16 protein-coding genes are annotated in these 19,965 nt (G+C 74.1%); 5 read left to right on the forward strand and 11 right to left on the reverse strand.

Going from position 1 to position 19,965, the window contains the following annotated elements:
- Positions 1-78: 78 nt before the first annotated feature.
- A complete protein-coding gene (locus AC07FV_RS08495) occupies positions 79-1,770 on the forward strand; it encodes a cellulase family glycosylhydrolase (RefSeq protein WP_479085614.1) in 1,692 nt (563 codons plus the stop codon).
- Between the two features lie 70 nt (positions 1,771-1,840).
- Here AC07FV_RS08495 and AC07FV_RS08500 read toward each other — a convergent pair whose 3' ends face one another.
- Positions 1,841-2,419, reverse strand: a complete 579-nt coding sequence (locus AC07FV_RS08500) for a hypothetical protein (RefSeq protein WP_479085615.1) — start codon at positions 2,417-2,419, stop codon at positions 1,841-1,843.
- Between the two features lie 36 nt (positions 2,420-2,455).
- On the opposite strand from AC07FV_RS08500, the gene AC07FV_RS08505 reads away from it, so the two are divergent.
- Both AC07FV_RS08505 and AC07FV_RS08510 read left to right on the forward strand, forming a co-directional pair.
- The gene (locus AC07FV_RS08505) at positions 2,456-3,145 is read left to right on the forward strand and encodes a response regulator transcription factor (RefSeq protein WP_479085616.1); all 690 of its coding nucleotides are present in this window, start codon (positions 2,456-2,458) and stop codon (positions 3,143-3,145) included.
- The gene (locus AC07FV_RS08510) at positions 3,142-4,458 is read left to right on the forward strand and encodes a sensor histidine kinase (RefSeq protein WP_479085618.1); all 1,317 of its coding nucleotides are present in this window, start codon (positions 3,142-3,144) and stop codon (positions 4,456-4,458) included. Before AC07FV_RS08505 ends, AC07FV_RS08510 begins: the two co-directional genes overlap by 4 nt.
- 8 nt (positions 4,459-4,466) lie before the next feature.
- Here AC07FV_RS08510 and AC07FV_RS08515 read toward each other — a convergent pair whose 3' ends face one another.
- Positions 4,467-5,351 carry a CAP domain-containing protein gene (locus tag AC07FV_RS08515; RefSeq protein WP_479085620.1) on the reverse strand — a complete coding sequence of 295 codons (885 nt, stop codon included), beginning with the start codon at positions 5,349-5,351 and terminating at the stop codon, positions 4,467-4,469.
- A gap of 562 nt (positions 5,352-5,913) precedes the next feature.
- On the opposite strand from AC07FV_RS08515, the gene AC07FV_RS08520 reads away from it, so the two are divergent.
- The gene (locus AC07FV_RS08520; RefSeq protein WP_383638721.1) at positions 5,914-6,231 is read left to right on the forward strand and encodes a hypothetical protein; all 318 of its coding nucleotides are present in this window, start codon (positions 5,914-5,916) and stop codon (positions 6,229-6,231) included.
- 124 nt (positions 6,232-6,355) lie between these two features.
- Positions 6,356-9,730, forward strand: coding sequence for a pyruvate carboxylase (locus AC07FV_RS08525; RefSeq protein ID WP_479085622.1), 3,375 nt, complete (start codon positions 6,356-6,358; stop codon positions 9,728-9,730).
- Between the two features lie 52 nt (positions 9,731-9,782).
- On the opposite strand, the gene AC07FV_RS08530 is transcribed toward AC07FV_RS08525, so the two are convergent.
- From AC07FV_RS08530 to AC07FV_RS08570, 9 genes are all read right to left on the reverse strand, one after another.
- Complete coding sequence (locus AC07FV_RS08530) at positions 9,783-10,112, reverse strand: antibiotic biosynthesis monooxygenase family protein (RefSeq protein WP_063483989.1); 330 nt, start codon at positions 10,110-10,112, stop codon at positions 9,783-9,785.
- A 25-nt stretch (positions 10,113-10,137) separates the two neighbouring features.
- Positions 10,138-10,947, reverse strand: a complete 810-nt coding sequence (locus AC07FV_RS08535) for an endo alpha-1,4 polygalactosaminidase (RefSeq protein ID WP_479085624.1) — start codon at positions 10,945-10,947, stop codon at positions 10,138-10,140.
- On the reverse strand, positions 10,944-11,606 hold the full coding sequence (locus AC07FV_RS08540; RefSeq protein WP_479085625.1) for a spherulation-specific family 4 protein: 663 nt from the start codon (positions 11,604-11,606) through the stop codon (positions 10,944-10,946). Before AC07FV_RS08540 ends, AC07FV_RS08535 begins: the two co-directional genes overlap by 4 nt.
- Positions 11,603-12,529, reverse strand: a complete 927-nt coding sequence (locus AC07FV_RS08545) for an NAD-dependent epimerase/dehydratase family protein (RefSeq protein ID WP_479085626.1) — start codon at positions 12,527-12,529, stop codon at positions 11,603-11,605. The genes AC07FV_RS08540 and AC07FV_RS08545 overlap by 4 nt, the downstream gene beginning before the upstream one ends.
- A gap of 7 nt (positions 12,530-12,536) precedes the next feature.
- Entirely contained in the window at positions 12,537-13,250 is a 714-nt protein-coding gene (locus AC07FV_RS08550; RefSeq protein WP_479085628.1) for a nucleotidyltransferase family protein, read from the reverse strand.
- A gap of 51 nt (positions 13,251-13,301) precedes the next feature.
- A complete protein-coding gene (locus AC07FV_RS08555) occupies positions 13,302-14,303 on the reverse strand; it encodes an SDR family NAD(P)-dependent oxidoreductase (RefSeq protein ID WP_479085629.1) in 1,002 nt (333 codons plus the stop codon).
- A gap of 161 nt (positions 14,304-14,464) precedes the next feature.
- Complete coding sequence (locus AC07FV_RS08560) at positions 14,465-15,874, reverse strand: hypothetical protein (protein WP_479085631.1); 1,410 nt, start codon at positions 15,872-15,874, stop codon at positions 14,465-14,467.
- Entirely contained in the window at positions 15,871-17,403 is a 1,533-nt protein-coding gene (gene pelF / locus AC07FV_RS08565; protein WP_479085633.1) for a GT4 family glycosyltransferase PelF, read from the reverse strand. The genes AC07FV_RS08560 and pelF overlap by 4 nt, the downstream gene beginning before the upstream one ends.
- Before the next feature lie 68 nt (positions 17,404-17,471).
- On the reverse strand, positions 17,472-19,607 hold the full coding sequence (locus AC07FV_RS08570) for a hypothetical protein (protein WP_479085634.1): 2,136 nt from the start codon (positions 19,605-19,607) through the stop codon (positions 17,472-17,474).
- Positions 19,608-19,965: the final 358 nt, after the last annotated feature.

A 19,965-nucleotide genomic window follows, 5' to 3' on the forward strand; every position in this document is an offset into this window, starting at 1 on the left:
TGACGCCTGAGTTCTATGGGAGCGCTCCCACAGCTTCGTGTCCCCCGTGTCCGCACTTACTCGCCCCCTGGAGTCGCCGTGCGCACCGCACAACGCCCCTTACCGGTACGACGCCCCCTGCCGAAGAGCAGAAGCGCCGTCGCCCGTCTCCTGACCGGTCTGGCCACCCTGATCGGCCTGGTCGTCGTCGGCGCCCTCTGCCCGGCCGTCGCCCTGGCCCAGGCGCCCGCCGCCCAGGCCGTCGGCCTGCACATCAGCGACGGCAGGCTGCTGGAGGGCAACGGCAACGACTTCGTCATGCGCGGGGTCAACCACGCCCACACCTGGTACCCGGGTGAGACGCAGTCGCTCGCCGACATCAAGGCGAAGGGCGCCAACAGCGTCCGGGTCGTCCTCTCCGACGGTCACCGCTGGTCCGAGAACAGCCCGGCCGACGTCGCCGCCGTCGTCGCGGACTGCAAGGCCAACCGCCTGATCTGCGTGCTGGAGGTGCACGACACCACGGGCTACGGGGAGGACGCCGCGGCCGGCACGCTCGACCACGCCGCCGACTACTGGATCGGCCTCAAGGACGTCCTCGCCGGTGAGGAGGACTACGTCATCGTCAACATCGGCAACGAGCCCTGGGGCAACACCGACCCGGCCGGCTGGACCGCGCCGACCGTCGCCGCGGTCGGGAAGCTCCGCGCGGCCGGCTTCCAGCACACGATCATGGTGGACGCCCCCAACTGGGGCCAGGACTGGCAGGGCGTGATGAAGGCCGACGCCCAGGCCGTCTACGACGCCGACCCCACCGGCAACCTGATCTTCTCCATCCACATGTACAGCGTCTACGACACCGCGCAGGAGATCACCAGCTACCTGAACTCCTTCGTGGACGCCGGACTGCCCATCCTCATCGGGGAGTTCGGCGGTCCCGCCGACCAGTGGGGCGACCCCGACGAGGACACCATGATGGCCACCGCCGAGCAGCTCGACCTCGGCTACCTGGCCTGGTCCTGGAGCGGCAACACCGACCCGATCCTCGACCTCGTGATCGACTTCGACCCCAGCCGGCTCAGCTCCTGGGGCGAGCGCATCTTCAACGGCGTGAACGGTATCGCCGCGACCTCGAAGGAGGCGACGGTCTTCGGAGGCGGCGGCCCCGGTGACACCCGGGCCCCGACGGCCCCCGGCACCCCGGTCGCCACCGCCGTCACCGCCACCTCCGTCACCCTCGGCTGGAGTGCGGCCACCGACGACGTGGGCGTCACCGGCTACGACGTGGTCCGCCTCGGTGCCGGCGGCGAGACCCCGGCCGCCGCCTCCACCAGCACCACCGCCACCGTGACGGGCCTCACGGCGAACACCGCCTACAGCTTCGCCGTCTACGCCCGTGACGCGGCCGGCAACCGTTCGGCCCGCTCCGCCACCGTGAACGTCACCACCGACGCGGGCGGCACCCCCGGCGCCACGTGCTCGGTGGGCTACCGCGTCGTGGGCGAGTGGCCCGGCGGCTTCCAGGGGGAGATCGTCGTCCGCAACACGGGCACCGCGCCCCTCGGCCCGTGGACGCTGGCCTTCGCGTTCGCCGACGGACAGAGGATCACGAACATGTGGGGAGGGACCCCGGTCCAGAACGGGGGCGCCGTGAGCGTCACCCCGGCCTCCTACACCGCCACGGTCCCGGCCGGCTCCGCGGTGACCCTCGGGTTCACCGGCGCGAAGGGGTCCGCCAACACCGCCCCGACCGCGTTCCACGTCAACGGGTCCGCCTGCGCGAGGACGTAGGCGGAGCGCCCCGCCGGCCGGCGGCGGGCACCGCGGGTGCCCCGCGCCGGCCCCCGCCGGGCGGGACACCCTAGAACGACACCTCGCGGACACTGGCCTGGCTCCGCGGCTGCGTCGTCGCCGTGATCTCCGACCGGTGGCGGTCCGCCGAGAACGTCACCGTCAGTGTCCGCGGATCGCTCTGGCTCGTGCCCGCCGTGAAGCCCTGGTTCGGCACGGCGGAGATCAGGCACACCCCGGTGCCGCCGAACCGCACGGTCACCTTGCCGCCCTCCGACGGCACGGTGTAGACGCCGGCCCCGCCGTTCTCGCAGCCGAGGTCGCCCCCGCCCGCCGGAGCCCGTGGAGGCGTGGTGCGGGCGGTGGGCGTCGGCGTCGGAACCGGATCGGCCGGCTTCTCGCTGGTGCGGGTCGGCGTGGGGCTGGGCTCGCGGCTGGTCGCCGACGGGCTGGGCGAGGGCTTCGCGGTCCGGGACGGGGAGGGCCGCGGGGACGTCGACGGGGCCGCCAGCTCCTGCGGCGCCGACTGCGCGACCGGTGCCGTCGGCCGGGTCGAGCCCACCACGAAGTGGATCGTGATGATGACGGCCGTGACACTGGCGGCCGTGCACGACAGCCAGATGATCAGGTAGCGGAGGAGGCGGGACACGACACCATAGTGACGGACCGGCTAACGTGCCTGCCCATGGCCTCCGTACTTGTCGTCGAGGACGACCCTGTGATCCGGGCCGCGCTGATCGAGGTCCTGACCGGGCACGGCTACGCGGTGAAGACCGCTCACCAGGGTTTCGAGGCGTTGCGCGACATCACGCAGAGCCCCCCGGACATCGTGGTGCTCGACCTGGGGCTGCCCGACCTCGACGGGCTGGACGTACTGCGGATGATCCGCGGCATCTCCCGCGTCCCGGTGCTGGTCGCCACCGCCCGCGACGACGAGACGGAGATCATCCGGCTGCTCAACGCGGGGGCCGACGACTACCTGGTCAAGCCGTTCTCCGGCGGGCAGCTCGCGGCCCGCCTCGCCGCCGTCCTGCGCCGGTCCGAGCCCGCCGACGTGCGGGCGGCGCGGCGGTCCGTCCTCCAGGTCGCCGACCTGCGCGTCGACCCCACCGCCCGCACCGCGCACCTCGCCGGCCGGGAGCTGGCCCTCACCCGCCGCGAGTTCGACCTGCTCGCCTACCTGGCCGCCAACACCGACCAGGTCATCTCCCGGCAGCGCATCCTCACCGAGGTCTGGCAGCAGCCGTACCTGGAGGACCAGACGGTGGACGTCCACCTCTCCGCACTCCGCCGCAAACTGGGTGAGAAGGCGCGCAAGCCCCGCTACCTCCACACCGTGCGCGGCATCGGGATCAAGCTGGTCAGCTCGCCATGAGACGTGCCCTCGCCGGGATCGCCCTGGCCGTCACCTCGATGGTCGCCCTGTCGTTCCTCATCCCGCTCGCCCTCCTCGTCCGCGAACAGGCCCGCGACCGGGTCACCACCGCCGCCGAGCAGCGCGCCTCGGCCCTCTCCCCGGTGCTCGCCCTCACCACCCGGCGCGCCGACGTGCACCAGGCCGTCGCCGAGCTGGGCTCGTCCGACCAGCTCGTGGTGCGGCTGCCCGACGGCGGCTTCGTAGGGGACCCGCACGCGCCGAAGGACGCGCTCGACCGGGCCGTGCGCGGGCGGGAGACGCTCGCCGTCGACACCGAGGACGGCTGGGTCTACCTCCAGCCCGTCGTCCTGCGCGGCGACCGGGTCGCCGTCGTCGAGGCCTACGTGCCCGCCGCCGACCTCACCCGGGGCGTGGCCGCGTCCTGGGGCGTGATGGCGCTGCTCGCGCTCGGCCTGGTCGGCGGCTCGGTGCTGGTAGCCGACCGGCTCGGCGCCCGCGTCGTCCGCTCCTCCCGCGGCCTCAAGCGCGCCTCGCTGGCCCTCGGCTCCGGCGACCTCGACGTACGGGTCGAACCGGACGGCCCGCCCGAGCTCCAGGAGGCCGGCGTCGCGTTCAACACCATGGCCGACCGGGTCGTCGACCTCCTCGCCGTGGAACGCGAGCTGGTCGCCGACCTCTCCCACCGGCTGCGCACCCCGCTGACCGCCCTGTACCTGGAGGCCGACCGGATGGGCGCCACCCCGAGCGCCCGGCGGGTGACGGAAGCGGCCGGGCAACTGGAGAGCGAACTCGACTCGATCATCGCCGCGGCCCGCACGCCCCTGGCCGCCGCCCAGCTCGGCGGAGCGGGGACGGCCACGGCGAAACCGTGCGACCTCGCCGAGGTGGTCGCCATGCGGCTCGAGTTCTGGTCCGTCCTCGCCACCCAGCAGGGCCGGCCCTACGAGCGTTCCCTCACCCCGCGCCCGGCACCCGTGGCCTTCCCCGAGGACGACCTCGCGGCCGTCGTCGACGCCCTGATCGGCAACGTGTTCCGGCACACCCCGCAGGGCACCGCCTTCGCCGTCCGCGTGGAACGGGCGGAGCGGCACGTCGTCCTCACCGTCGACGACGCCGGCCCGGGCGTGGCGGACCCCGAGGCGGCGCTGACCCGGGGCGTGAGCGTCGGAGGCTCCACCGGTCTCGGCCTGGACATCGTGGCCCGGGCGGCGGGGACGGCGGACGGCGAGCTGACGATCACCCGCGCGCCGCTGGGAGGCGCACGGGTGCGGGTGTCGTTCGGACTCGCGGGTGCGAACGGCGGACGGTGACGGAGGCGTCAGCGGCCGGCGCCGAAGTTCTGGGTCCACCAGGGGCCGCCGTCGCCGAAGTGCACGCCGACGCCCAGTTCCTTGAAGGAGCAGTTCAGTATGTTCGCGCGGTGACCGGAGCTGTTCATCCACGACTCCATCACCGAAGCGGCGTCCGCCTGCCCCCTGGCTATGTTCTCGCCGAGCGTGGACCACTGGTAACCGGCGGCCTCGACACGGCTCGTCATCGTGGAGCCGTCGGGGCCGGTGTGCGACATCACACCGCTGCTCGCCATGACGTCGCTGTAGTCGTCGGCGGCCCGGGTCAGCCGGTCGTTCGCGGTGACCGGCGAGCAGCCCGCCGCGGCCCGCTCCTCGTTCACGAGAGCCAGCACCTGCGCCTCGGGGCCGCCCGACCCGCCGGACCCCGCACCGGATCCCGAGCCCGCGCCGGTACCGCCCGACCCGGTGTCACCGCCACCGCCCGACGTCCGGTCGCCGCCGCTCTTCGCCGTCGTCCGCGCGGGAGCCTCGGACGGGGCCGTCGTCGCCGGCCGGGCGGAGGAGGGGCTCGTCGTCCTCTTCGGCTCGCGCCCGTCCTTCTTCTTCTCCGCGTCCTTCGCTCCGGCGCTCGCGCTCGGTGAGCCGCTCGCCGTGGCACTCGGACGGGCGGACGCGGAGGCGAGCGGAGCCGCGCCGCCCTCCGCTTCCCCGGCACGCGGGGCCTCACCGGCCGCGCTCGTGGCGACCCGGTCCGTGGCCCGCTCGTCCTCGCCCCCCGCGACGGCCAGGGTGATCCCGACGCCCGCCGTCAACGTGACGGCGCCGAGCGCCAGCGCGGTACCGCGGGTCCTGAGCCCGCCGCGGGGCCGGGCGTGGGAGCGGGACGGACGGGCGGCTCGGCGGGAACCCATGCGCAGGACACCTCGGCTTGTCTGTCGGCTGATCGGACCCCGTACCCGGTGGACGCGACCGCGCCCACCGGGACTGTGGGGGGTGGTCGGCAGCCTAGGACGCGGCCGGGCCGGAAAGGGCCGTCCGAAGGTCATCTTCAGAAAGCCTTAAAAGAGCCGCCAAAGTCCGCTGAGGAAGCACGACGGCCACGAACCGGCCGGTCTCCGCCCGTCACGGGCCGCCGCCCCCGGACCGGGGCCGGGTGGGGGCGCTCCAGCGTGAAGACGTGAAGCGAGGTGCGGGAGCCCGCGGGGCGCCCCTCGGACGCCTCGGACGCTCCGCGGCCACCCCCGCGGGCCGCTTACCGGGCCGTGCCGCGGGACAGCCTGTCGGCGTGCACCCGGCGAGCCGCCGGTGCACCGTCGGCGCACCCGCGGTGGCAGGGTCCTCCCGCCCGCCACCGCCGGGTGCCCCGCGCGGGACACCCGGCCGGACGGGCCGGGCGGCCCGCCGCCCCGCCCGCACGGCCTGGGTCCCGCGGCCGGATCGGGGTAGGCGGAGGGCATCCGAAGGAGGACAGCCATGACGACGTACGTCATCTCGGTACCCGGGACGTTCACCGGCACGGTCCAGGACGGCACGAAGGACGAGCTGGCCCGGGCGCTGCGCCCGGACGACCCGCACGGCACCCACCTGGGGGACGAGGAGGACCTGGACGCCCTCTCGCTCAACGACGACGGCACCTTCACCATCCGCCTCACCGTCGAGGCGGACACCACCGCCCAGGCGGAAGGCCGCGCCCACGAGGTCGCGGACGCCGCCCTGCGCGCGGTCGGCCTGGACGTGAGCAGCGCGCCCCTCGGCCCGTCGGTGGTCACCGGCATCGACTCCGACGTCTGACCCGCGCCCCGAACCGCGGCGGACCCCGCCCCCCGGGCGAGCCATGAGTGGCCCGGCTCACATGGCGTACCGGGGGCGGCGCCGACACCATGGTCTCGTCACCCGGCAGGCTGAAGGGATCACTATGTTCCGCAAGGTGCTGGTCGCCAACCGCGGTGAGATCGCGATCCGCGCGTTCCGCGCGGGTTACGAGCTCGGCGCGCGCACCGTCGCCGTCTTCCCGCACGAGGACCGCAACTCGCTGCACCGGCTCAAGGCCGACGAGGCCTACGAGATCGGCGAGCCGGGGCACCCGGTACGCGCGTACCTCTCCGTGGAGGAGATCGTGCGGGCGGCCCGGCGGGCCGGAGCGGACGCCGTCTACCCGGGCTACGGCTTCCTCTCCGAGAACCCGGAACTGGCCCGCGCCTGCGAAGAGGCCGGCATCACCTTCGTCGGACCGAGCGCCCACATCCTCGAACTGACCGGCAACAAGGCCCGCGCCGTGGCCGCCGCCCGCGAGGCGGGGGTCCCGGTGCTCGGCTCCTCCGCGCCCTCCACCGACGTGGACGAACTGGTCCGCGCGGCCGAGGACGTCGGCTTCCCCGTGTTCGTCAAGGCGGTCGCGGGCGGCGGCGGCCGCGGCATGCGCCGCGTCGAGGAACCCGCCCAGCTGCGGGAGGCCATCGAGGCGGCGTCCCGGGAGGCGGCCTCCGCCTTCGGCGACTCCACGGTCTTCCTGGAGAAGGCCGTCGTGGAACCCCGCCACATCGAGGTGCAGATCCTCGCCGACGGCGAGGGGAACGTCATCCACCTCTTCGAGCGCGACTGCTCGGTGCAGCGCCGCCACCAGAAGGTCATCGAGCTGGCGCCCGCCCCGAACCTCGACCCGGGACTGCGCGAGCGCATCTGCGCCGACGCCGTGAACTTCGCCCGGCAGATCGGCTACCGCAACGCCGGCACCGTGGAGTTCCTCGTCGACCGCGAGGGCAACCACGTCTTCATCGAGATGAACCCGCGCATCCAGGTCGAGCACACGGTCACCGAGGAGGTGACCGACGTCGACCTCGTCCAGTCCCAGCTGCGCATCGCCGCCGGCGAGACGCTGGCCGACCTCGGCCTCGCCCAGGAGAACATCACCCTGCGCGGCGCGGCCCTCCAGTGCCGCATCACCACCGAGGACCCGGCCAACGGCTTCCGCCCCGACACCGGGCGGATCAGCGCCTACCGCTCACCCGGCGGCTCCGGCATCCGCCTGGACGGCGGCACCACCCACGCCGGTACGGAGATCAGCGCCCACTTCGACTCCATGCTGGTCAAACTCTCCTGCCGGGGACGGGACTTCACCACCGCCGTCAACCGCGCCCGGCGTGCGGTGGCCGAGTTCCGCATCCGCGGCGTCGCCACCAACATCCCCTTCCTCCAGGCGGTGCTGGACGACCCGGACTTCCAGGCCGGCCGGGTCACCACGTCGTTCATCGAGCAGCGCCCGCACCTGCTCACCGCCCGGCACTCCGCCGACCGCGGCACGAAGCTGCTGACCTACCTCGCCGACGTCACCGTCAACAAGCCGCACGGCGAGCGCCCCGACCTGGCCGACCCGCTGACCAAGCTGCCGCCCCTGACCGCGGGCGAGCCCCCGGCGGGCTCCCGGCAACTCCTGGCCGAACTGGGCCCCGAGGGCTTCGCCCGCCGGCTGCGCCAGTCGCCCACCATCGGCGTCACCGACACCACGTTCCGCGACGCCCACCAGTCGCTGCTCGCCACCCGGGTCCGCACCAAGGACCTGCTCGCCGTCGCCCCCCAGGTCGCCCACACCCTGCCCCAGCTGCTGTCCCTGGAGTGCTGGGGCGGCGCCACCTACGACGTCGCCCTGCGCTTCCTCGCCGAGGACCCCTGGGAACGCCTGGCCGCCCTGCGGGAAGCCGTCCCCAACATCTGCCTCCAGATGCTGCTGCGGGGCCGCAACACCGTCGGCTACACCCCGTACCCGACCGAGGTCACCGACGCCTTCGTCCAGGAGGCGGCGGCCACCGGCATCGACATCTTCCGGATCTTCGACGCCCTCAACGACGTCGAGCAGATGCGCCCCGCCATCGACGCCGTACGGCAGACCGGCACCTCGGTCGCCGAGGTGGCCCTGTGCTACACCGCCGACCTCTCCGACCCGTCCGAGCGGCTGTACACGCTCGACTACTACCTCCGGCTCGCCGAGAAGATCGTCGCCGCCGGCGCCCACGTCCTGGCCGTCAAGGACATGGCCGGCCTGCTGCGGGCGCCGGCCGCGGCGACGCTGGTGTCCGCGCTGCGCCGGGAGTTCGACCTCCCCGTGCACCTGCACACCCACGACACCACCGGCGGTCAGCTCGCCACCTACCTCGCCGCGATCCAGGCCGGCGCGGACGCCGTCGACGGGGCGGTGGCGTCCATGGCGGGCACCACCTCGCAGCCCTCCCTCTCGGCGATCGTCGCCGCCACCGACCACACCGAGCGCCCCACCGGCCTCGACCTCCAGGCCGTCGGCGACCTGGAGCCGTACTGGGAGAGCGTCCGCAAGGTCTACGCCCCCTTCGAGGCGGGCCTCGCCTCACCGACCGGCCGCGTCTACCACCACGAGATCCCCGGCGGCCAGCTCTCCAACCTGCGCACCCAGGCCATCGCGCTCGGCCTCGGCGACCGTTTCGAGGACATCGAGGCGATGTACGCCGCCGCCGACCGGATGCTGGGCCGCCTGGTGAAGGTCACCCCCTCCTCGAAGGTGGTCGGCGACCTCGCCCTCCACCTGGTGGGCGCCGGAGTCTCCCCGGCGGACTTCGAGGCCGACCCGGACCGGTTCGACATCCCCGACTCCGTCATCGGCTTCCTCCGCGGCGAACTGGGCACCCCGCCCGGCGGCTGGCCCGAGCCGTTCCGCACCAAGGCACTGCGCGGCCGCGCCGACGCCAAGCCCCTGCCGGAGCTGACCGCCGACGACCGCACCGGACTCGCCAAGGAGCGCCGGGCCACCCTCAACCGGCTGCTGTTCCCCGGACCGGCCCGCGAGTTCGAGTCCCACCGCGGCACCTTCGGCGACACCAGCGTCCTGGACAGCAAGGACTTCTTCTACGGGCTGCGCCCCGGCAAGGAGTACACGGTCGACCTCGACCCCGGCGTCCGCCTGCTCATCGAACTCCAGGCGGTCGGCGACGCCGACGAGCGCGGCATGCGCACCGTGATGTCCTCGCTCAACGGCCAGCTCCGGCCGATCCAGGTCCGGGACCGGTCGGCGGCCTCCGACGTCCCGGTCACCGAGAAGGCCGACCGCTCGGACCCCGGCCATGTCGCGGCGCCCTTCGCGGGGGTGGTGACCCTGGCCGTGGCCGAGGGCGACGAGGTCGAGGCCGGCGCCACCGTGGCCACCATCGAGGCGATGAAGATGGAGGCCACGATCACCGCACAGAAGTCCGGCACGGTGACCAGGCTCGCCATCAACCGCATCCAGCAGGTCGAGGGCGGCGACCTGCTCGTGCAGCTCGGCTGAGCACGGAGGCGGCCGCGGCCCGGACCACCGGACCGCGGCCGCCTACGTGGCCTCACGCCTCCTTGGGGGCCGCCTGCTGCACCACCTCGAAGGACCACACCGTGGACCCGCTCGCCGCGGGCTTCGGACGCTCGCCGCCCTCCGCGCCGCCACCCTGGTGCGCCGCCTTCATGGGCCCCTCCATCCAGGCCTGGAACGACTCCTCGTCACGCCACCGCGTGTAGACGAGGTAGTCGTCGGTGCCCTCCACCGGCCGCAGCAGCTCGAACCACTCGAACCCGTCGGAACTCTCCACGGCGTGCGCCCGCGAGGCGAAGCGCTTCTCCAGCGTCTCCCGCTGCTCGGCCGGGACGGTCAGTACGTTGATCTTGACTACGCTCATGTCCCCATCCTGCCGCATGCCCTGCTCAGCAGGGATCGCGCCAGACGCCCAGCTCCGGCCGTTTGCGCATCGAGGACAGGCCCAGCCGGCGCGACTCGGGGCAGAACGCACGGGTCGGCTCGCCGTACTCCACGTGGAAGACGGCCTTGCCGGCCTCGACGAACGGCGTGAGCCGCGCGCACTCGCCGTACTCGGCGCACTGCTCGTTGACGGCGAAGTCGAAGTCGTCCACCAGCTGCGGGATCTGCGCCAGGTCGTTCTTGAGGCCCACCGCCAGGCCCCGTTCATGGGCGATGGCGGCGATCATGCGGTTGTAGGCGAGCTGGTCCCGCGCGGTGAGCGGGAAGCCGGTCTCGTCCGCGTAGCCCTCCACCAGGTCGGGCTCCACCGCGTCGAAGCCCTTGTCCCGGCACATGTCGAAGCGCCGCTCCATGAGGGGGCGCAGTACGGAGATCTCGCGGATGTCCAGCCAGCGCTCCCCGTGCCAGCCGTTGGGCTCGCCCAGCACCGCGCGGGGAAAGGCGTCCGCGTCGGGCCGGTAGTCCTCCCAGGCGCCCACGTTGACGTAGCAGATCACCTTGCGCCCCGCGCGGTGCAGCCGGGCCACGTCCGCCGTGCCGTTCTCGAACGCGTCGATGTCGTAGACGGGCACGTCGGCCGACGGGTCGACCCTGCCGTCGAGCTGCCACTGCCAGGCCAGTCCGGGCCCGGGCCGCCACCTCGCGCCGTCGGACGGGTCCGGTGCGGGCTCGTGGTCCGCGCCGGAGCACCCCGCGGCCACCGAGAGGGACAGGACGACCAGCAGCGCGGCGCACACCCGTGCCCGGCGCCTCACCGCTGCGCTCCGGTCAGCAGGGGCGTCAGCCGGGCCCACGGGTTGGGCGGTTCGCCCGTCACGGGGCCGGAGACGGCGGCGCCGCGCTCGTGGGCGGTCCGCACGGCGAGCGGGGCGAGCGCCTCGGGCACCCCGTACACCAGGTGGCAGAACCGTTCCGGCGGGAGCCGCAGCGTCCAGTCCGGCCGGCTGAACGCGGACACGTAGGTGGACCAGGACCCCTCGAAGGTGACGACGAGGTCGGCGAGCCGTGCGTATCCCGGCGCCGGGTGGACCCCGGGGTTCAGGACGACCGACCGCGCCCCCCGCCGACGCAGCCCCCGTACCAGGGCCCGGTAGGCGGGCAGCGCGTCGGCCGCCGAACTGACCCGGTCCAGGAAGCACCCGTCGGTCCCGTACCACTCCCGGTGGAGCAGGGCGTCCTCGGCGACCGCGGCCGGCGGGCGCGTGCCGTAGTCCGTGTCGACGTAGCCGAGCAGGCGGGCGCCCGCCGCCCGCAGCGCGTCGGCCGCCGCGACGAAGGCGGGGTCGGGAGCACCGCCCGGACCGTCCCCGGGGTTGATGACGACGCCGTACGTGCGGTCGGCCGCGGTGATGAGCCGGTGCCAGGCGCCCGGGTCCTCGGCCGGGTGGACGTACAGCGGGATCAGCAGGCTCACGAGGGTCCGTCGCCTTTCGCGGTGAGGGCCCGCGGACGTGCGTCCGCCGACCAGAGCGCGGCCAGTGACTCGTCGAGCGAGTACGAGGGCCGCCAGTCCAGGGCGGTCCGCGCCGCGGCGATGTCGGAGCACTGCCAGGAGACCTCGCCCGAACGCGCCGAACCGGTGGCGTCCTCCTCGATCCGGCCGCGGAAGCCGGCCGTGTCCGCGAGCGTCCGCACCAGTCGGCGCACCGGCGCGGCGTCACCACCGCCGATGTTGAGCACGCGCGGCAGCGGGCCGGCCGCGAGGACGGCGCGTTCGACGGCCCGCGCGACATCGCGCACGTCCACGAAGTCCCGGTACGCCGACAGGTCGCCGAGCCGCAGCACCGCGTCCGGGTCCGCACCCGCCGCGCGCAGCAGCCCGGTGACCCGGCCGGGCAGTCCGGACGGCGGGGCGCCGGGCCCCACCGGGTTGCCGAGCCGCAGGACCACCGCGTCCAGGTCCGAGGTGGCGACCGTGACGGTGCCGGCCAGTTTGGTCGCGCCGTAGGCGGACAGCGGGCGGGTCGCCGCCGACTCCGGCACCCTGACGTATACCGTGCCCGGCCCGTACTCGGCGGCCGAACCGAGGTGGACCAGGCGGGCGGCGGGGCGGGCCAGCCGCAGGGCGGCGCACAGGACGGCGGGGCCGCGGGCGTTCAGCTCGGCGAGCGCCACCGGGTCGCCGCCGGTGGCGCCCGCGCAGTTGACCACGGCGTCGGGGGCCGCCGACGCCAGGGCCTCGGCGAGCCGGTCGACGCGGTCGCCCGCGAGGTCGACCGGCACGTCGGCGGCGGCCGAGCGGCCGCCGCCGAGGACCCGCGTGCCCGGCCGGGCACGGAGCCGCTCGGCGACGTGGGCGCCCAGATAGCCGGTGAAGCCCACAACGAGGATGCGCATGCGGTGCTCAGGCTCCCTTGAGCAGCAGGGACTTGCGGCTGGTGAACTCCGCGTTGGCACGGTCGTAGTCGTCCGGGCGCCCGATGTCGAGCCAGTAGCCGTCGAAGTCGTAGGCGTGCGGGCAGTCGCCGGATCGGAGCAGGTCGAGCACCAACTCGTCGAAGCCCAGCGGCAGTCCGGCCGTGTACTCGTCGAGGGTCGCGCGGGAGAGCCCGTACACGCCCATGGAGACGCGGTAGTCCATGCTGGGCTTCTCGGTGAAGGCGACGACCCGGCTCGCGTCGGTGGTCAGGACGCCGAAGTCGATGTGCACCTTGCGGACGTAGGTCGCGATGGTCAGCGGGGCACCGGAAGCGGTGTGCCGGCGCAGGACGTCGGCGTAGTCGAGGTCGGTGAGGATGTCGCCGTTCATCACCAGGAAGTGCTCGGGCAGCCGCTCGCGCATGGTGAGCAGCGGTCCGATGGTCCCCAGGGGACTCTCCTCGGTGGAGTAGTCGACGGTCAGGCCCCACTGCGAGCCGTCACCGACGTAGGCCCGGATGATCTCGCCCAGGTGGCCTATGGCGATCGTGCAGCCGGTGAAGCCCGCCGAGGCGAGCTGGCGCAGGACGATCTCCAGGATGGCGTGCTGGTCGCCGATGGGCACGAGCGGCTTGGGCAGTGCGGTGGTGTAGGGCCGCAGCCGGACGCCCTTGCCCCCGGCCAGGATCACTGCGTGCATGAGGTTCCCCCCTCGGTTCACGTGCCGGTCCAGGTCAGATGTGGCGATGGGTCAGATGTTGTAGATGCCGGTCTTGTAGCGGGCCAGGTTGGCCGGGTCGCGGAAGAAGTCCACGGTGTGCCCGAGGCCCGCCTCCAGGTCGTGCGCCGGGCTCCAGCCGGTGGCCTTTTGTAGCCGGGTCGCGTCGGCGACCAGCCGCATCACCTCGGAGTTCGCCGGACGCAGCCGCTGCGCGTCCTCCCGTACGTCGACGGCGGTGTCCATCACCTTGCCGATGAGGGCCACCAGGTCGCCCACCGAGATCTCGCCGCCGGTGCCCGCGTTGAACGTCCGGCCCACCACCCGCTCGGCGGGCGCGGAGCCGACCGCGAGGAACGCCTGCGCGGTGTCCTTGACGAAGGTGAAGTCCCGGGTGGGCCGCAGGTCGCCGAGGGTGAGGGTGCGTTCGCCGGCCGCGATCTGGCCGATGGCGGTCGGGATCACCGCCCGCATGGACTGCCTGGGCCCGTAGGTGTTGAAGGGCCGCAGCGTCACCACCGGCGTGCCGAAGCTGGCGTGGTAGCTGTCCGCGAGCCGGTCGCCGCCCGCCTTGGACGCGGCGTACGGCGACTGGGTGTTGATGGGGTGGTCCTCGGTGATCGGCACGGTCTGCGCGGTGCCGTACGTCTCGCTGGTGGAGGTGTGCACCAGCCGGGGCGTCCCCTGGGCGCGGACCGCCTCCAGCACGTTGAGGGTGCCGGTGACGTTGGTGTCCACGTAACTGTGCGGGGCCTGGTAGGAGTACGGGATGGCGATGAGGGCGGCCAGGTGGTAGACGCAGTCGGCGCCCTCGACGAGCCCGCGGACCGAGCCCGGGTCCCGGACGTCGCCGAGGACGATCTCGACCTGGTCGAGGACGTCGGGGGAGAGGGTCTCCAGCCAGCCGTAGGAGGAGAAGGAGTTGTACTGCGCCATGGCCCTCACGCGGTGCCCGGAGGCGACGAGCGCCTCCGTGAGGTGGGAGCCGATGAAGCCCTCGGCTCCGGTGACGGCGGCGAGCGGTGATGCGGTCACGCGGGGGTCCTTCCGGTCGGTGGGTCGGTGGGTCGGTGGGTCGGTGGGTCGGTGGGTCGGGGTGGGGCGGTGGGGCGGTGAGTCCGTGGGGCAGGGGGCCGGTGCCGGCCGAGAGCGAAGAGCGGCCGGCCGGGCGGTGGTGGCCCGGTTCCGCCGCGGCGTCAGGCATGGGCCGCCGGCCGGCCCAGCAGCCGCAGCACGCACACGGTGAGACAGAGTGCGGCCGCGCCGCAGCACAGCGGCAGGGCGGTCGCCGGCCCCGGTGGTGATCCGGCCAGGGCGGCCGCGCCGGCGCCCCCGGCCGCCGCGAGACACAGCGCGGCCGGCGGCCAGGCCACACCGAAGGCTTGGAGGAGCAGGGAGGTCCACAGGGCCGCCGCGAGCAGCAGCAGCGTGACGGGTTCGGCGTCCACCAGCAGGGCCGCGGGCAGCAGCGGGCCCAGGTACACCAGCAGGCAGCCCGCGAGGACCGCGGCGGAGCGCCACCGGAAACCGGCCGGGGTGGCGGTGGCCCGCAGCGCCGCCACCGACAGCCCGCGGTACCGGTACAGCAGCCATTCCGCGGGGCCCATGCTCAGGGTCAGCACGATCACCCCCCACGGATGATGACGGCCCGTCAGGAAGACCAGCGCACCCGCGGCCAGTCCGAAGAGGCCGTACGGCAGCGAGCGGACCGGAGACGGGCGGGTGGCGCCCGCCACGGGCGTGGCCGTGCGGGTGCCGCGCAGGGCCCAGCCGGCCGCGGCGAGCGTGCCGAGGAACGCCAGCAGCGGCAGGCCCGCCCGCAGCACGGCGCCGGGCTCCCACCACGGCAGCGTCGCCGCACCGGCGATCACCGGCGTGAGGGCGGCCAGCAGCAGACGCTCCCGGCCCAGCACGAGGAGCACCCCGGCCGCCGCGAGGTAGCCCGACTGTGCGGCGACGGCCAGGGCGGCGGGACCGGACCCGGCGAGGGCCACCCCGGCCGCGGTCGCCGCGAGGGCCCCCGCGGTCGCTCCCTTGAGGAGGGTGCGGCCCGCTTCCCGGCGCCCGGTGGCCAGCCGCAGGTAGGCGCGGTGTCCCAGCGCCTGGTTCCAGGCCCAGGAGAGGAGACCGGCCACCACCAGCGCCCGCACCGCGCCTGGTTGGTCCAGCAGCCGGCCGGCCAGTGCGTAGGCGAGCCCCGGCAGGGCGAACAGCGCTCCGCGCAGCGCACAGCGCACGTGGTCGGGCCGCCAGGGGTCGGCCGGGCGCGGCGGGTCCGGGAACGTGCGCGGTATGCGCTCGTAGAGGGCCGCGGCCAGGGAGAAGAGGTCGCGGTGTCCGTACCGCTCCCGGATCGCCTCACCGGTCAGCCCTTCGGACTCCAGCAGCGCGGCCACCTCGTAGGGGTGGACGGCGGGTGCGATCCGGTCGGCCAGTTCCGCGGCCAGCAGGTCGACCGCGTCGCTCTGGGCGCCGTGGCCGGGGCGGACCAGGGCGAGCGTGTGCTGGTCGGCCGGGAAGCCGGCGGGGGCGCGTCCGCCGGCGAGCCGCAGCGCCAGCGTGTCCTGCTCCGCGCCGCCCGGCTCCAGTGCCATGGGCCCGCTCATCCGGTCGCACTCCTCACCGGCGCCGGTGCTCCGCCCGCCGGTGCGAGGAGGTCCTCCGCGGCCGCGCCGGCGCGTGCGGCCGTACCCCCGAACGCGGAGAGCTCCAGGTACACGGACCGGAAGGTGTCGATGGTCTGGCGGAGCGTGAACTGCTCGATCACCCGGAGGCGGGCGGCCTCGCCCATGGCCCGGCGGCGCTCCGCGTCCCGCAGCAGCTCCAGCGCCGCGGCGGCCATGGCGGCCGGATCGCGCGGCGGCACGACCAGACCGCTGTCGCCGACGGCCTCCCGGACCCCGCCGACGTCCGTGGACACGGTTGCCCGGCCGCACGACATGGCCTCGATCAGGGTGAAGGGGAAGCCCTCGCTGATGCTGGAGAGCATCACGACGTTCCCCGCGGCGTACGCGTCCTTGATGTCGTCGACCCGCCCCTCGAAGGTCACCGCGTCGCCGTGGCCGAGCCGGTCCGCCAGCGCCTCGCAGCGTTCCCGGTAGGCCTCACCGCCGCGCGGGGTGCCGCCGAACAACCGCAGTCGGACGGCGGGCAGTTCGGCCCGTACCAGGGCGAAGGCGCGGATCAGGGTCTCCAGGTCCTTGATCGGGTCGACGCGTCCGGCCCAGCTGAGCACGGGCTCGGCCGGTTCGGGTCCGGCGGGCGGGAAGGCGGCCGGGTCGACGCCGTTGTACACCGTGCGTATGGACTCCGGGGCGGCGCCGCCCTGCTCCTCCCACAGCCGGTTGTAGCGGTTGCCCGGGGTGATCAGGGCGGCCCGGCGGTAGGTCTCCTCGGCCAGCAGCCGGAAGAAGCCGAGCAGCAGCGCCTTCACCGGCCACCGGTAGGGGGCGGTGCGGTAGCCGAGGTAGCGCTCGCGCAGGTAGACGCCGTGCTCCGTCAGCAGCAGCGGCACGCCGTCGCGCTCCAGCCCCGCGAGGCCGGGCAGGACCGCCACCCCGCCGCTGACCGCGTGCGCCACGCCCTCTTCCGGGTACGGGGCGGCCAGTGGACGCAGGGCGTGCTCCAGCAGCGCGGTCGCGGTCACCGCGTCGTGCAGGGTGGGCCGGGCCTCGCGCACGGGCAGTCCCGGCCGGTTCCAGACCGCGGTCAGGATGGCGATCGCCCGGTCGCCGCGCAGGAACGGGCTGAGCCGGCCGTCGGCCGCGGCCCGCGCCAGCCGGTACAGGGCGGGGCCGAAGCCGTCCTCCGCGCGCGGGTCGAGCAGCGCGGTCACGAACCGCTCGTAGGCGGCGGCGAGCCGGTTGCCCGCCCGTCCGCGGGGCGGGTGCCCCGGAGGGGCCGGGCCCCACATGGGGACGGAGACGACCCGGCCGACGTGTCCGGGGATGTCCCACACGAGTGGTTCACGCCCGGTGCCGGTGACGGCCGTGACGTCGAAGTCGAGGTCGGGCATGCCGGTGACGAGCTGGTCGCACCATACGCTCACGCCGCCGTGACTGTGCGGGTAGGTGCCTTCGGTGAGCAGGGTGACGCGCGACGCGCCGGAGCGTCGCGCGCCGTGGGGAACGTGCATGGATGTGCTCCACGGCCGAGGTGTGGGTGATCGTGCGGGCTGGGCGGACCTGCGGGTCGAGGCGGCGCTCAGCGCTCGGCGCCGTACGGCACCGGATCGCTCACCCCGGCCGGCACCCGGGTGCGGGGCGCGGTGGAGGGAGTGGTGGCCGGACCGTCGGGCTCGGCGGCCGGGGCCGGCGCGGTGGCCGTGGACGGCAGGGTGAGGGCGAGCGCGCCGTCGGCGGTGGTGGTCCAGCCGGAGAGCGCGCCGGCGTAGGCGTCGCCGAAGCCCGCGTTGCCGCGCTGGGTGCCGGCGGGCATCGTCGCCGTCACGGCCACGCCGTCCGGGGCCTGGACGGTCACGGCGTCACCGACGCGGTACGCGGTGACCTGGCCGGCGTCGACCGCGGCGCCCCAGGCGGCGCGGCGCCGCATCTCGACGCCGATGTCCTCCATGCGGAGGTTCACCACGGGCGTGTTCCCGGCGAACAGGTCGTCGTAGCCGCCCAGGACACCGTCGAGGACCGGGTAGGCGATGCGGTCCTCGGCCAGGTTCGACTGGTGGATGAAGTGCGGCTTGGGGTCGTTGGAGAGCACGTGCCCGAGCGCGATGCGCGTCTCGAGCGGCACGATGTGCCCCGCGTAGCCGGTGGCGGTGTCCAGCGGTGCGGGCAGGCAGGTGGAGGTGGCCGGGTTGTCCTCGCAGATGCCGCTGCCCCCCTGGGCGCGGCTGGTGTAGATCCAGTTGTACTCGTCGACCTGCTCGGCGGCCCGGCCGGCGTTGTAGAAGACGTTCATGGGGTAGCGGGAGACGGTGGTGGCGCTGCCGACCTGCCGCTGCACGGGGTCGCGGGAGTTGTCCGAGGCGAGCCAGGCGATGCCGTTGTCCGCGAGGGCCGGGCCCAGGTTCGGGTTGTCCACGGGCTGCTGCGGGGTGACCTTCAGGCCGGAGTGCTCGCCGGTCACCAACTCGTCGTCCTCCAGGGGCAGTCCGGCGCTCTCGCCCCAGACGCGGTTGGTGGCGATCTCGTCGGCGATCTCGTTGCGGCTCACCCACTGGGTGCTGCCGTCGGGGTTGGTCGCGCACTTCCACGGGACCACGCTGACGTCCTGCCGGCAGCCCAGGAAGGCGTGCGTGTAGGTGTGGTTGATCCAGCGGAACTCGTCGCGCTCGGCGATCAGCCTGTCGGCGAGCGGGTCGGCGCCGCCGTTGTCCTGGCGGTGGTCGACGCTTCCGGAGCCGTTGTAGGCCATGTCGAGCGTGAAGCCCCGGCTGTCCTGCCAGGCGGTGGCGTGGTCGACGTCGGCCGGGACCATGCGGATCGGGTTGGGCGTGCCCTCGCCCGGCGCGCAGTCCACGTCGCCGGGGGTGCAGTTGAGCACGGTGTCCCAGCGGTCGTCGGCGGCGAAGACGTCGTCGACGTGCACGGCGAAGTAGTTGCGGTCGGCGCCGAGGTGGACCCCGCCGGTCATCCACTCCACGATGCCCCGGGCGAGCAGGCGGAACTGCTGCTGGTGCTGGTTGTAGACGAAGGTGACGACGAGTTCCCGCCGTCCGTCGTGCCGGTACTCGCCCACCAGGGAGCCCTTGGTCGCGCGTCCGGGTATCGCGGCCTGCACGTACGGCACGAAGTCGGCCCCCGGCGCGGGTGTCGACAGGTAGGCGTAGGACTCACCGACGGTGGGGGAGTTGTCCTCGAACGGAACGGCGCCTTCGAGGTATCCGAAGGGTCCGGCCAGTCCCGCCGGGGTCACCTCCGCGCTGACCCCGTCGACGCTTCCGGCGTACCCCGCTCCGACCGCGGCCTGGAGCCCCACCTGGGGGCGTGCGTAGGTGTAGGCGTCGACCTGGGGGATCGCGTACGTCCGCTCGTAGGAGGCGAGCGCGGTCATCTCGGCGGAGTTCGCGGGGAAGGGGTTGTCGTTGGGCAGGACGACGGCCTGGAACTTGGCACGCGGGTGTCCGTCCACCGTGTCCGCCAGGAACCCGGCGTCGATCACGGGGCGGCCGGCGTCCTGGAGGTCGACCTCCGTGTACGGCGTGCCGGCGGTCTCCAGTTCGGCGGCGATGGCGTCGGTGGCCGGTCCTCCGTCGCTCACGACCAGGACCCGCAGGTCGATGCGCGGGGCCGGGGCGTCGGCCCGTGCCGGACCGGCCGACAGGCCGAGCGAGGCGGTCAGCGCGCTCAGTGCGAGCGCCGTGGTGCGAATGGTCCGCTTCATGCGGTGAGATTCCCTCCCCCGGGCAGGGGCGGACGGGCTCCTGTCGGAACCAGCCCCACCCCGTGACCACGCCGTCGCCCCCCTGAGACGCCGGTCGTCGACGTTTCCGTCGCGTCACATAGTGAGGCGCGTGTGGAGCTTTTGTGTGCCTGCTGCGGAACTTGACGGAAAAGCGCATGTGTCCATTTGCCCGGAACGGACGGCGCTCCGGGCCCGCCGCGAGCGCCGCGTTCCGCCCGGTGAACCGCACCGGCAGGCCTGTGTGCTGCGGCGAGTCGGCAGGAGGCGGACCGGAACTCCGGCCTCCGTGGCGCGCGGGTGTCAATGGTCTCGACCAGGGCGCTGACCGGCGCCGGAG

The organism is Streptomyces sp. NPDC045956 (assembly GCF_056430705.1).